Source organism: Pseudomonadota bacterium (assembly GCA_030859565.1).
Lineage (GTDB): Bacteria > Pseudomonadota > Gammaproteobacteria > JACCXJ01 > JACCXJ01 > USCg-Taylor.
Genome location: JALZJW010000115.1, coordinates 1 through 12,436, shown reverse-complemented (window position 1 = coordinate 12,436; position 12,436 = coordinate 1). Strand labels below are relative to the sequence as shown.

Annotated in this window: 14 protein-coding genes and 1 pseudogene; 13 read left to right on the top strand and 2 right to left on the bottom strand. The window is 59.1% G+C overall.

What is annotated here, in order from left to right:
* Window positions 1-238 (top strand): hypothetical protein (locus tag M3436_15410; GenBank protein ID MDQ3565446.1); only part of this gene is annotated, 238 nt, incomplete at its 5' end.
* Window positions 239-327: 89 nt separating this feature from the next.
* On the opposite strand, the pseudogene M3436_15405 reads toward M3436_15410, so the two are convergent.
* Window positions 328-524 (bottom strand): annotated as a pseudogene (locus tag M3436_15405) (type II toxin-antitoxin system HicB family antitoxin).
* A gap of 232 nt (window positions 525-756) precedes the next feature.
* On the opposite strand from M3436_15405, the gene M3436_15400 reads away from it, so the two are divergent.
* The 6 genes from M3436_15400 (at window position 757) to M3436_15375 (ending at window position 4,787) form a co-directional block, all read left to right on the top strand.
* Window positions 757-2,388, top strand: coding sequence for a hypothetical protein (locus M3436_15400; GenBank protein MDQ3565445.1), 1,632 nt, complete (start codon window positions 757-759; stop codon window positions 2,386-2,388).
* Window positions 2,389-3,101: 713 nt separating this feature from the next.
* Window positions 3,102-3,422 (top strand): type II toxin-antitoxin system PrlF family antitoxin, encoded by a 321-nt coding sequence (locus M3436_15395; protein MDQ3565444.1) that lies wholly within the window; start codon window positions 3,102-3,104, stop codon window positions 3,420-3,422.
* On the top strand, window positions 3,422-3,874 hold the full coding sequence (locus M3436_15390; protein ID MDQ3565443.1) for a type II toxin-antitoxin system YhaV family toxin: 453 nt from the start codon (window positions 3,422-3,424) through the stop codon (window positions 3,872-3,874). The genes M3436_15395 and M3436_15390 overlap by 1 nt, the downstream gene beginning before the upstream one ends.
* A 58-nt stretch (window positions 3,875-3,932) precedes the next feature.
* Window positions 3,933-4,226: a hypothetical protein gene (locus M3436_15385; GenBank protein ID MDQ3565442.1), complete on the top strand. Its 294-nt coding sequence runs from the start codon at window positions 3,933-3,935 to the stop codon at window positions 4,224-4,226.
* Between the two features lie 7 nt (window positions 4,227-4,233).
* Window positions 4,234-4,479: a hypothetical protein gene (locus M3436_15380; GenBank protein ID MDQ3565441.1), complete on the top strand. Its 246-nt coding sequence runs from the start codon at window positions 4,234-4,236 to the stop codon at window positions 4,477-4,479.
* Window positions 4,480-4,523: 44 nt separating this feature from the next.
* A complete protein-coding gene (locus tag M3436_15375; protein ID MDQ3565440.1) occupies window positions 4,524-4,787 on the top strand; it encodes a MarR family transcriptional regulator in 264 nt (87 codons plus the stop codon).
* Window positions 4,788-4,847: 60 nt separating this feature from the next.
* On the opposite strand, the gene ppsA is transcribed toward M3436_15375, so the two are convergent.
* Window positions 4,848-7,172, bottom strand: coding sequence for a phosphoenolpyruvate synthase (gene ppsA / locus M3436_15370; GenBank protein ID MDQ3565439.1), 2,325 nt, complete (start codon window positions 7,170-7,172; stop codon window positions 4,848-4,850).
* An 81-nt stretch (window positions 7,173-7,253) separates the two neighbouring features.
* Here ppsA and M3436_15365 point away from each other — a divergent pair, with 81 nt between their 5' ends.
* From M3436_15365 to M3436_15340, 6 genes are all read left to right on the top strand, one after another.
* Window positions 7,254-8,072 (top strand): kinase/pyrophosphorylase, encoded by an 819-nt coding sequence (locus M3436_15365; protein MDQ3565438.1) that lies wholly within the window; start codon window positions 7,254-7,256, stop codon window positions 8,070-8,072.
* 167 nt (window positions 8,073-8,239) lie between these two features.
* Window positions 8,240-9,172, top strand: coding sequence for an adenylate/guanylate cyclase domain-containing protein (locus M3436_15360; GenBank protein ID MDQ3565437.1), 933 nt, complete (start codon window positions 8,240-8,242; stop codon window positions 9,170-9,172).
* Window positions 9,173-9,231: 59 nt separating this feature from the next.
* Window positions 9,232-10,041 (top strand): protein phosphatase 2C domain-containing protein, encoded by an 810-nt coding sequence (locus M3436_15355; protein ID MDQ3565436.1) that lies wholly within the window; start codon window positions 9,232-9,234, stop codon window positions 10,039-10,041.
* Window positions 10,042-10,046: 5 nt separating this feature from the next.
* Entirely contained in the window at window positions 10,047-10,748 is a 702-nt protein-coding gene (gene ubiG / locus M3436_15350) for a bifunctional 2-polyprenyl-6-hydroxyphenol methylase/3-demethylubiquinol 3-O-methyltransferase UbiG (GenBank protein MDQ3565435.1), read from the top strand.
* Entirely contained in the window at window positions 10,738-11,421 is a 684-nt protein-coding gene (locus M3436_15345) for an HAD-IA family hydrolase (protein ID MDQ3565434.1), read from the top strand. Before ubiG ends, M3436_15345 begins: the two co-directional genes overlap by 11 nt.
* 1 nt (window position 11,422) lies before the next feature.
* Entirely contained in the window at window positions 11,423-12,259 is an 837-nt protein-coding gene (locus tag M3436_15340) for a squalene/phytoene synthase family protein (GenBank protein MDQ3565433.1), read from the top strand.
* Window positions 12,260-12,436 lie beyond the last annotated feature (177 nt).

Below are 12,436 nucleotides of genomic sequence, written 5' to 3'. Positions count from 1 at the left end.
AACCCACGGATGCGATCACACCATTGACGCTTCGGTCTTCGGCGGCGCGGTCTTCCCACCTTACCGCAAATCCGCCCACCGTGTTTCTTCCAAACGCCTTCCGTCACGGGCGGTTATTCAGCTAACCTTGCATCCTCGGCGCGCCAAGCAGGGCCATTCCCTGGCCCTGGCTTTCTCCCTGAGGGAGAAGGGACTTGCAGATTTGTCGAAGTCATTCTGTATAACATTGGCTGAGTGAAAATCTAATTATCGCGGTAAACGCGTACGCGTGTACGCGCGCAGCTTGAAGAAAGCGCGCTGATTTCGGGAGTCGGCTGGAGCGTAATATTATGCCGCTACTTCGACGTACTCGACGCGACTCGAAGGCTGTGGGATTTGTGCTCCATCTCGCGCAGGCCGTCAAGATGAAATTCGATAGCCTCACGAATCTGGGCCTCAACCTCATCAATAGTTGCGCCAGTGGCAACACAGCCCGGCAAATCGGGTACATACGCAGAATAATTGTTCTGGGCCTTCTCGATCACAACTGCGTGTTAAATCCACGCGAAAACAATGAAGCTCAGAGAATTCTATACACGGGGTTTCGCTTAATGCGACCATGTCGTGTATTTTTGAGAACATATCTATCGGAAAAAGGTGCGTTTGAAATTCCTATTCCCTTCCCTATTCCCTTCCCCGAGAGATATATCGAGTAAGATCCCATTTTGTTCATTCAATCTAATCAACTTTTAGCCTTTTTATTACAGAGACAGTGCCATGCCGCTGAGCGATCCGTGCATCAATAAGCTGACGAATTTGATCAAGGATAGCTTTCGCGTTCGCCGAAACCAGCGTCCGTTGTATGTTGATCTTGGTGGAAGTCTTGAGCGCATCGCCGCTGCCCAGCACCAGGTAATCTTCGGGCGTCGCGGATCGGGGAAGTCCTGCCTACTAGTGCACTACCTTAACAGCACAGTGGCCGACGGTATCCTTCCCATCTACGTTCTCGCCGACGAGTTCAAGAAGCTCACGTATCCGGACATACTAATCCGGTTACTTGTTGAGATCCTCGAATCCATACCAGCGCCCTGGGCAGCCCTAAAAAAGCTTTTCAGGAGACCGGTCCCCACTCGTGCAGCGGCCAGAGAACTGCGTAGACTGCTGGATGTTGCCGACGAGTCAGAAGTCTTGGAAGACCGGCAGCATCGCTCGTCGGATACAACCAGTGTGACTATACAGGCAGAAGCTTTGGGACAGGCCGGACTTGGCCCCACAACCGACCATGCACAAAGCCGCTCGTCGAAGTTCAAGGAGAGGAAGATTGACACCCTAGAAAGACACTTAAGGGACTACAAAAACGCCATCATTAGTGCTCTGATCGCATCCCGAGCAAATAGGGGTTGCGTCCTGATAGACGACTTTTATCTCATCGCCAGAGAGTGGCACCCCGACGTTTTGGACTACCTCCATCGATTGCTACGGGACACAGACATCTACCTGAAGGTTGCCACCGTTCGACATCGAACTACCCTGCTCCGGAACCGACCACAGACCGTCGGCGTCGAGTTGGGGCAAGATGTAGAGGAGATCAACCTCGACCGAACCCTGGAGGACCTGAACGCCACAGAGCAGTACCTGCTGCAGATGCTCCGAACAATGGGCGATCGTGCCAGTATCCCAGATATATCGGTTTATTTCAATGCTGACGCCCTTCAGGCGCTGACGGTTGCGTCGGGTGGTGTACCCCGCGATTTCCTGAACATCTTCGTCAATGCCGTGGAAGCTGCGCTGTCAAAGGAGCAAGCAAAGTGGCTGACCCCGAGGGACATATACAAGGGAGGCGGGCGGTTGGTTTACCAAACCAAGCTGAAGAATCTTCGTGATGATGCGGGTGTCGACGCCGCGAGGCTTGACCGTGTTCTCGTCGATCTCCTAGCTTTTTGCCTCAGAGAGAAGCGTAAGACCGCATTCCTCATCTCGCAGGACGAAGCCCAGCAGCAACCAAGAGAACATGGGCTGATCCACCAGCTTATGGACTTCAAGCTAATCCATGTCGTCGAACCCGACACCTCTGCGGCGTCGGGGCGAAGCGGGCGCTACGAAGCATACACATTAGACTTTTCTCTGTTCATGGAACCACGACGGAGAAACATCGAGATCGTGGAGTTCTGGAAGCGAGGGGAGGATAGCCATCGCCTTGGCATCCGGGAGGCGCCAGTCTATGGGCTAGACAGAGTCGCGCGAGTGTTCGAAGAAGCATCAAGCACTGCGAGTCCGGAAGCTTTCCTGGACCAACAAGAAATAGAGGTAGAACCATCGGACCATGCCCGAGACCGTGCAGGACGCGAAGCTGAGCGGGGTGTTCAAGGGGATCTCTTTGGTGGGGACGGGAATTTCGGGGACAGCTAACCCGCGCGTAAACGCGGACGAACGAACAACTGCTCTGCGCTTTCTGGTTGTGCACCGGTTACACGCATTTCGTTAGCCGGGCGCATCGATCGTGGTCCGATCCCAGCGGCGCATCAGGGCCATGGATAGGCGGAAAGGAATCCGCAGGGGGGCGGGCATGCCGCGCGCATAGGTTTCGGTCATCGTCCAGGCATACCGCATGGGGGAGTGGCAGTAACAGAGGTGGGACAGGTCCGGCGGCAGACGGATGCCTTGACGGGCCCATCTTCCAGGGAGATGACCAAGTCGAAGCGTTGGCGCGGCACCCGCAGGCTCGCCAGGCCAATCGGGAAGAGCGGATAGGCCATGGTGTAATGGCGGCGCAGACCAGGAATCCGATCCAGAATGGAGACATGCACCGGATGACCGGACAGATGTGTGGCGCACGGCGCACGGTTATAAAAATAGGGTGAAGGTTTCGCTGTCGGGAAATAGATCGATCAATTCCCCGAGCCCGTGTTCGGCGCCGCGCCAGGACAGGAGCCAGGGGTGAACGAAACGCCGAGGGTCAGTCGGGCACGTTCACGAGCAAGGTATTGGTGGTGGAGCAAGCGATAAACGTCGCTGGCGGTGTTCGAGGGCACCACTTGGGGGAGGCATTGTGCGCATGCGAATTCGTTGACGTAGTAAGGAATATTCCTTACCATAGTTGAAGCCAGATTGCGGAGTCCACCATGTCCCATATCCATGAAGTTGCCACTGTTACCTCGAAAGGGCAGATCACCCTGCCGAAGCCTATCCGTCAGGCACTGGGGATCGGTGTCGGCGGCAAGGTGGCCTTCGAGTTGCGCGGCTCCGAGGTGGTTGTCACGCGAGTCGACGACGAAAGGCACGAAGACCCTGTCATCGCTGCCTTCCTGGCCCTGCTGGAAAAGGACATCCGGGCCGGCAAGAACATGACAACGCTGCCAGAAGATCTGGCGCGAACAATGGTGGACAACCTTCACCGCTCTGCTGATCTCTCAGAGGAGATCGTCGGCCATGTAGCGCTGTAATGCTACGGCACGGTTGGACGCTGCTCTTCCACGAATGTCTGGTCGAGCAACTGCGCAAGCTGAAGGCAGCCGCGGATCGGGCCGAATCAGCCGATCCATCAGGATTCGAAGCCAATGCCAACGTCGAGCTGTTCCGTTCCCTCAGCCATTTGATCCTGGAGACGGTTCCCGGCGATCCGTCGCGCGAGGAATACCGGCAGGGCAAAACGATGGGACCAGCGTATCGTCATTGGCGTCGCGCGAAAATCGGGCGCCGCTTTCGCCTTTTCTTTCGTTACGACTCGAAGGTCAAGGTAATCGTATTCGCTTTGGTCAATGACGAACAAACGCCGCGGTCCAGCGGCAGCAAGTCAGATCCGTATGCCGTGTTCCAGAAAATGCTGGATCGTGGTAATCCTCCTGACGGGTGGGATGCATTGGTTGCGGAGGCGCGAACTGAATGGGCACCATAACGTGGCTAGCGCCGGCGTTCGGGCGCCACGACATACGATTCGATTTCGTACGCAAGATGTGATCAAGAAACTGACCGCAGAACAGGCCCTCGAAGTGATCAAGCGATTAAGCGGAAAAGGGGGCAAGCTACAAGAAGCGGTACTTGCCGAGGCGAGGGACGTGTTGAGTGAGATCGACCTACATGAGACGGCCGATGAAGTCTTCTTCGTTCTCGACTCGATAGACGTACAGGATTGTTGGGACCGGGCGGGCAGTTCTCGCAATGGTTACACCTCGCCTGATGAGGCCGCGGTTGAAATCATGGAGGAGAGACTTCAGCCCTTTTTAGACCAGACGAGGGCGGTACCATGAGCTGGGTATGCCCGGGGAAGAGATGACCCATTGCATGGGGCTGATTCTGGGAATCTACCGCTACGAGCATGAGTCGAAGTCGGAATTCAGGGAATGGTCTGTTGACATTCCGGCCGAATGTGCTGGCGATCTGCTGCGTGAGTGGCGGGAGCGAGGCCAAGGTCTGGCCTTCGCCGAAGCAATGGATGAGTTCATCCAACAGCGTTGCCCGAACTGGGTCAGAAATCTCTTTCGAACGGGAGGTCCAAGCTAGCCATGGAGTCGGACGGCGCAAGAAAGCGCGGCGCTCCTCAAGACATTGCTTCGGGAGGACGCTGCCCGACGCAAGCACGCTATACCGTAAAGCAAGGACAATACCTCGCGTTCATCTACTATTACACGAAGATCCACGGGCGTTCGCCGTCCGAGGCAGATATGCAGAGTTTTTTCAGGGTTTCGCCTCCCGCAGTACATCAGATGGTCCTGAGCTTGGAGAGGCTGGGGTTCATCGAGAGGACACCCGGTCAAGCCAGGTCACTCAAGCTGCTGCTGGACCGCGAGCAACTGCCGGACCTGATGTGAGTGCGTGACGATTCTCCGCCATCATCAGACGACGTGAAGACCGGTTTCGCGACCCCTATGTTACTCCTTGACCGGGGGCTGCTCGCGGGCGAGATCGAGCCAGGTCTCGACCACGGTGTCGGGGTTGAGCGAAATGCTCTCGATTTCCTGATTGACCAACCAGCGGGCGAAATCGGGGTGATCGGAAGGGCCTTGGCCGCAGATCCCGATATACTTACCGGCGTCGCGGCAGGCTTTGATGGCCATGGAAAGCAAGGCCTTGACCGCGGGATTGCGTTCATCGAAGGCAGCGGCGACCAGCCCCGAGTCGCGGTCGACGCCGAGGGTCAGTTGGGTGAGGTCGTTCGATCCGATCGAGAAGCCATCGAAATACTCCAAGAACTCCGCGGCCAGCAGGCAGTTGGACGGGAGCTCACACATCATGATGACGCGCAACCCCTCGCCGCCGCGCTCGAGGCCGTGCTGTTTTAGGAGCTCCGTGACCGAGCGCGCCTCCTCGAGCGTGCGCACGAACGGCACCATCGCCTCGACGTTAGTCAGCCCCATCTCCGCGCGCACCTTGCGCAGGGCGGCGCATTCAAGCTCGAAGCAGTCGCGGAAGCTCTCGGCGATATAGCGCGAAGCCCCCCTGAATCCGAGCATGGGATTCTCTTCCGCCGGCTCGAAATGCTCGCCCCCTAAAAGATTACGGTATTCGTTGGACTTAAAGTCCGAAAGCCGAACGATGACCGGTTTCGGGGCAAACGCAGCCGCCAGCATGGCGATGCCTTCGGCCAGCTTGTCCACGAAAAAGCTGACCGGGTCCGGGTAAGCCTGCGTGCGCACGCTGATTCTCTCCTGCAGCGGGCGAGGCATGCGGTCGAATTGGAGCAATGCCTGCGGATGGATGCCGATCATGCGATTGATGATAAATTCCAGCCGCGCGAGCCCGATCCCCTGATTCGGGATCGCAGCGAACTCGAAGGCCCGGTCAGGATTGGCGACATTCATCATGATGTTTACCGGCAGCGCCGGCATCGTCTCGAGATTGACCACACTGCGCTCGAACGCAAGCCTGCCGTCGTAGACGAACCCCTCCTCCCCCTCCGCGCAAGAGACCGTCACCTCGCGTCCCTCGCCGATGCACTCGGTCGCATTGTTGGTCCCGACCACGGCCGGCACACCCAACTCGCGGGCGACGATCGCGGCGTGACAGGTCCGCCCGCCGCGGTTAGTGACGATCGCCGCGGCCCGCTTCATGACGGGTTCCCAATCGGGATCGGTCATGTCCGCGACCAGCACCTCGCCGGCCTGAAAGCGTGGCATGTCCTCGACGCCGGCGACGATGCGGGCGCGGCCCGCACCGATACGTTGCCCGATGCTCCGGCCGCTCACCAGCACCGCCGCTCTCTCCTTCAGGGAATACCGTTCCAGCGTTTGCGCGGGACCCCGGCTTTTCACCGTTTCCGGGCGTGCCTGAAGGATATACAAGCAGCCATCGCTGCCATCTTTGGCCCATTCGATATCCATCGGGCAACCGTAATGCGCTTCGATCCCCAGGGCGTAGCGGGCCAGCTCATGGATCTCCGCATCGCTCAACGCGAAGCGGCGGCGTTCCGCTGCGGCAACTTCCACGATGCGCGTCGGTTCACCTTCTCCCAAGACCATCTTGACGGCTTTATCCCCGAGGTTGCGCCGGAGAATAGCGGGCCGGCCCGCTTTGAGTCCCGGTTTGTAGACGTAGAACTCATCCGGGTTCACCGCGCCCTGCACCAGCGTCTCGCCCAGACCATAGACCGCGGTGATCAAAACGACGTCGCGAAATCCCGACTCGGTATCCAGCGTAAAAATCACTCCGCTGGCCCCGAGATCACTGCGCACCATTATTTGGATCCCGGCCGAGAGCGCTACTTGATGGTGAGCGAACCCATGATGCGCCCGGTAGGCGATCGCGCGGTCGTTATACAAGGAGGCGAATACGCGCTTGACGGCATGCAGGACATTGCCGAGACCTTGCACGTTGAGATAGGTCTCCTGCTGGCCCGCAAACGAGGCCTCGGGGAGATCTTCCGCCGTAGCGGAGGACCGCACCGCGACCGGCGTGCCGCCTGGCAATTCCCCATACGCCGCGCCGATCGCCTGTTCCAGGCGTTGCGCAAACGGCGCCTCCAACACCCATTGGCGGATAGCGGCGCCAGTCTTGGCGAGCGCGCTAACGTCGTCCACGTCCAGCGCGCCCAACGCGGCCCGAATGCGCTCATCGAGCCCGCCGCTGGCCAAGAACTCCCGGAAAGCCTCTGCGGTCGTCGCGAAACCGGAGGGAACGCGAACCCCTGTTCCTGCAAGCTTGGCGATCATCTCCCCGAGCGAGGCGTTTTTTCCCCCGACGTCCGCCACATCCGCCATGCTCAGCGTCGCAAACCCGACGACGTAGCGTTGCACCCCTATGCTCCTCACCGTTTCGATTTTGATACTATTGGGATCTCTATGCGGCGCACGGTATTTTTCGTTTCCGACAGCACGGGAATCACCGCCGAGACCCTCGGCAATAGCCTTTTGACCCAGTTCGACGGTCTCGATTTCAAGCGTATCACACTGCCCTTCGTCGATAACCAAGAAACCGCCCGAGCGGCGCTGTCGAGGATCGAAACCGCCGCGGCGCAAGATGGAGCGCGTCCGCTGGTATTTGCAACGATGGCCGACCCGGATCTGCTTGATTTTTTAACTGGCGGCCGGGCCTTGGTATTGGATTTGTTTCGCGTCTTCATCGGCCCCCTGGAGGCCGAGCTTGGCCGCCCCTCGAGCCACGCCAAGGGCCGTTTCCATGGAATGGCCGATAACAGCACCTATGACGTGCGCATGGACACGCTGAATTTTGCCCTCACCCACGATGACGGCATGTCCACGGCGCGTTACCCGCAAGCGGATCTCGTCTTGCTCGGTGTCTCGCGTGCCGGTAAAACACCCACGTGCATCTATCTCGCCATGCAATTCGGCGTGCGCGCCGCAAACTACCCGCTCACGGAGGAAGATTTAACGCGGCAAAGCCTCCCCAAGGCCTTGGTTCCGATACGCCCGCGGCTCTACGGCCTGACCATCGATCCCGAACGGCTCCATCGCATCCGCTCCGAGCGCCGCCGGCATAGCGCCTATGCGTCGCTCAACCAATGCCGCAAGGAGATCACCGACGCCGAAGCTCTGTTCCGTAGCGAACGTATTCGGTCGTTGAACGTGACCTCCATGTCGATCGAGGAGATCGGCTCGCATCTCTTGCAAGAGATGGGCTTGGAGCGGCGTTCATTCTAATGCTTGCTGGGAATACGAGGCGAGGCTCGGCCTGCCCACGGGTCTAGGTACGCCAACAGGCTTGCGATTATAGATCCAACCCGTGTCGCGACAAAATCCGGCGAGATTTGTTATCCTAGACGCACTGGGGAGGGTTTCAGCAGTTTTAGCTTACTTGGAGGTTTCCTATGAGGCCCTCAAAAGTTTTTTTTACCATCATGTTCGCTGATATCAGCGGCAGCGGCGAGCTGTATCGCTTTCTCGGGGACACAGAGGCGCGTTTAAAAATCGCCGAATACCTCGATCTACTGACGGCGATCGCGGCGCAGTATCAGGGAAGCGTGATCAAAACTATCGGCGACGAGATCCTCTGCACCTATCCGAAGCCCGATGCGGCGATGACCGCCGCCGGCGCGATGCACCGCTCCTTTGAAGCCAAGAACGTGATGCTCAACGAAGGTCTTACGCTCGATAGCGCCTTGCGGATAGGAATGAATTATGGACCGGTGATCCGTGACGGCAGCGATATCTTCGGCCGTGCCGTTAACACCGCCGCACGCATGGTGGCTATGGCCAAGTCGAAACAGACCCTCACCACGCGCCGTACGGTGACGCAGCTCACCCCGCTCAAGCGCTCGCTGACGCGCTTGGCCGACCGGGTATCGATCAAGGGGGTACGCGATCCCATCGATGTCTTCGAAGTGATCTGGAAAGAGGATGAGATGACCCATAGTCCGTGCGACATCCCGGCCGACATCCTTGCCACGACCGGCGCCGAGGTTTCGCTCTTATTACGCCACCAGGACCGCGAGATCCAACTAAACGGCCGTCTTCCGTTCGTGATCATAGGCCGAAGCACTACCTGCGATCTGATCGTCGAGGATAAGATGGTGTCGAGGCAGCACTTGCGCATCGAGTTTCGCCGCGGCAAGTTTTACGCGATCGACTACAGCACCAACGGAACGTTTATCAAGACCAGCGCCGGCGAGGAGCTGTTTATCCGGCGCGAGGAATCGCCGCTTTGTAGTTCGGGGCAACTGAGGCTTGGGCGCTCTTTTGGCGAGCCCGCCGATCACATGGTTCATTTCGAAACGAAAGGGCAGCTTGGTTTATTTAATTAAGCGCCGTATTTGCTGCCACGGGACAATGAGTTTGTTCGTTCTAAGGTACTGATTCCACTGTGCCCACGAAACTCGCTTGGACTTCGAGCGCGTGCTCCCACATCGGGAAAGTGCGCAAGATCAACGAAGACGCCTATCTCGATAAGCCGCATGCCGGCCTGTGGGTGGTCGCGGACGGCATGGGAGGACACGCGGCGGGAGACCAGGCGAGCAGGTCGATCGTCGCCGCCCTCGGCGGCGTGTCTCCCGCACCCGCGCTCGGCGTTTTCGTGGACCGCGTGTGCGACTGCCTGCAACGGGTCAATCAAGAGCTCATTGCGATGGGCGCCGAGAAACATCGCATCACGGGAAGCACGGTGGTGGCGCTCCTGGCGCTCGGACCCGGTTGCGCGATTCTGTGGGCGGGCGATAGCCGCGCGTATCTATTACGCGATGGCGCGCTCAAGCAGTTGACCGCCGACCATTCGCAGATCGACCTGTACGTGAAGTTGGGTCTGATTGCCCGTGATCAAGCCGCAAACCACCCCTTGTCGAATATCGTGACTCGCGCCGTGGGAACTCACGAAGCATTGGATCTCGATCGAGACACGATCGAGGCCCGCGCCGGCGATCGTTTTCTATTGTGCTCCGATGGCCTCTATCGACACCTGACCCACGAAGAGATCGCCAGCCGGCTTAGGACAGGTTCCGCCAGCAGCGCTGCCCAAAGCTTGGTCGAGCTCACGCTTGAGAGGGGTGCTCTCGACAACGTGACCGTGGTGCTCATCGATGTGGCCGATGGGCGCCGCGCGGAAGACTCGGCACCTAATCTGGATGATACCCAGCCGCGCCTAAGCATGAGCGACGACGCGGGCAAAGCATTCCGTTAATTTTAATGCTCGAACGAAACATCGATCCGCGGGAACTGGGAAAGTTCGAATCGTTGGCGTCTCGATGGTGGGACCCCGACGGCGATCTTCGCACGCTGCACGATATCAATCCCACGCGCTTGCGCTACATCAACGAACGCGCACCCCTCGCGGGGAAAAAGGTCTTGGATGTGGGTTGCGGGGGCGGCATCCTGTCGGAGGCCATGGCCAGGCTAGGGGCGGAGGTTAGCGCGATCGACGCAAGCGAAGCGGCGATTGAAATCGCAACATTGCACGGGATCAAGAGCCAGGTTGCGGTTGAGTACGCGGCCGCGACCCCGGAAGAATTCGCCCGCGCGCACGCCGGAGAATACGATGTCGTCACCTGCTTAGAGCTGCTCGAGCACGTGCCGCAACCGGAACATGTGATTCAAGCCTGCGCGCGCCTTATCAAACCGGGCGGCCCGGTCTTTTTCTCCACGATCAACCGCACCGCCTGTGCTTATCTCATGGCGGTGATAGGCGCCGAATATCTAATGGGATTGCTGCCGAGGGGTACCCACCAATACGCTCGCTTTATCCGCCCCTCGGAGCTGGCACGCTGGGCGAGACGGCATGCGTTAACGCTCGCCGATCTCAAAGGATTCGCATACAACCCCCTGACGCGGGAAGTTACGATCACCGATGACCTCGCCGTCAACTATATCGTCTGCGCGCTTGCTCCATGAGCGGTCCGCCCTGCAGGCGGTTTTCTTTGACCTCGATGGGACTCTGGCCGATACGGCGCCCGATCTCGCCGTGGCCCTTAACAGAGTGCGCGCGGAAGCAGGATTGGCCAGGCTGCCGCTCGACTCGATCCGGCCGAAGGTTTCTGGCGGCACCCCCGCCCTGCTGGGCTTGGCCTTTGATGGCATCGATTTAAGAAGCCAGGAATTCCAACGCTTACGCACGCGGTTTCTGGCGCTATACGGTGAGCGCGTGGCCGAACAAACACTTCTCTTCCCGGGCATGGAGGAGGTGCTGTCCTTCGTTGAAACCGCCGGACTCCCATGGGGGGTGGTCACCAACAAACCGGGCTGGTTAACCCATCGCTTACTCGATGCCCTCGATCTCTCGACGCGCGCGCGCTGTATCGTGAGCGGCGACACGACGACTCATTGCAAACCGCATCCGGCCCCTTTGCTGCACGCCGCGGATCTCCTGTCCGTGAAAGCCGCGCAATGCGCTTTCGCGGGCGATGCGAGGGACGATATCGTGGCCGGTCACAAAGCCGGCATGAAAACGCTGGTTGCCCGTTTCGGATATATCGACCCCAGCGAAGATACCGCCGCTTGGGGCGCCGACGGCGAAGCGCATGCGCCCGCCGACATCGTGCACTGGCTACAGTCTTGGACCGTGTGAAGTGGATTTCGCCGATCATTGCCGCGAACGAGTGGCGGTACCTGGTTCGAACTATTACTACAGCACCGTTTTTTTACCGGCGGAACGCCAAAGCCCGCTGCACGTAATGTTCGCATTCAAAGAGGAACTGACGGCCATCCCGAGGACGTGTGCCGATCCGGGGGTCGCACGCTTGAAACTACAGTGGTGGCGGCAGGAACTCGCAGCGGTGTTTTCCGGAGGCCGCTCCGCGCATCCGGTGGCGACGGCGCTTGCGGAACTGGCCGAGAGCGCGGCGCCGAAAATCTTCGCGGCTATCGACGCCGTCGAACATGACATCGGCCCTCTCGCCTGCCCCACCTTCGCGGACCTCACGGCGCACTTCGGCAGGGTTTACGGCGGGTTTTGGCGCATCGCCGCCGGCATCGCCGGTTACGATCATCCTGCCACGCCGGATCGCATCGCGGATCTCGGGAGCGCCGTCGATCTGAGCCAGTCATTACAGGACTTGCGGATCGACGCCACCCGTGGCCGCGCCGCCCTGCCCGCCGCCGAGCTTAGCGCGCACGGGATCGATCCCTACGATCTATCCAGCCCGCTAACGCCCCGGCGCTTGCGCCCTATGCTTGCCGACCACATCGAGCGGCTCCGTGGCTTGCTCTCCGATGGCATCGCCCGGGTGCCGGCGCTCGATCGCATGCGCCAGTTGAACACCCTGGTGATGGCGAATTTGCTCTTGGTGATTCTAGAAGAGATAAAACATGACGGCTATCGAGTGAGCGAGCACCGATTGGGGCTCACGCCGGTCCGTAAACTGCTGATCGCGTGGCGAACGAAGCGCCGCGCACTTCGACGTTAGAATACGCCAAGCCTAGTGATCAATATATGGGGTCACCTATTACCCGCCCGCGTAGTCAGCTATAACAAAGAGGCGAGAATCCTCAGAATATGGGATGGCAATAGCCAGCAACCCATAACGCAGGAGGTATTCTCGCCATGAAGAAGCGTAACTATCGTGCTCAGAAAGTCAACGAGA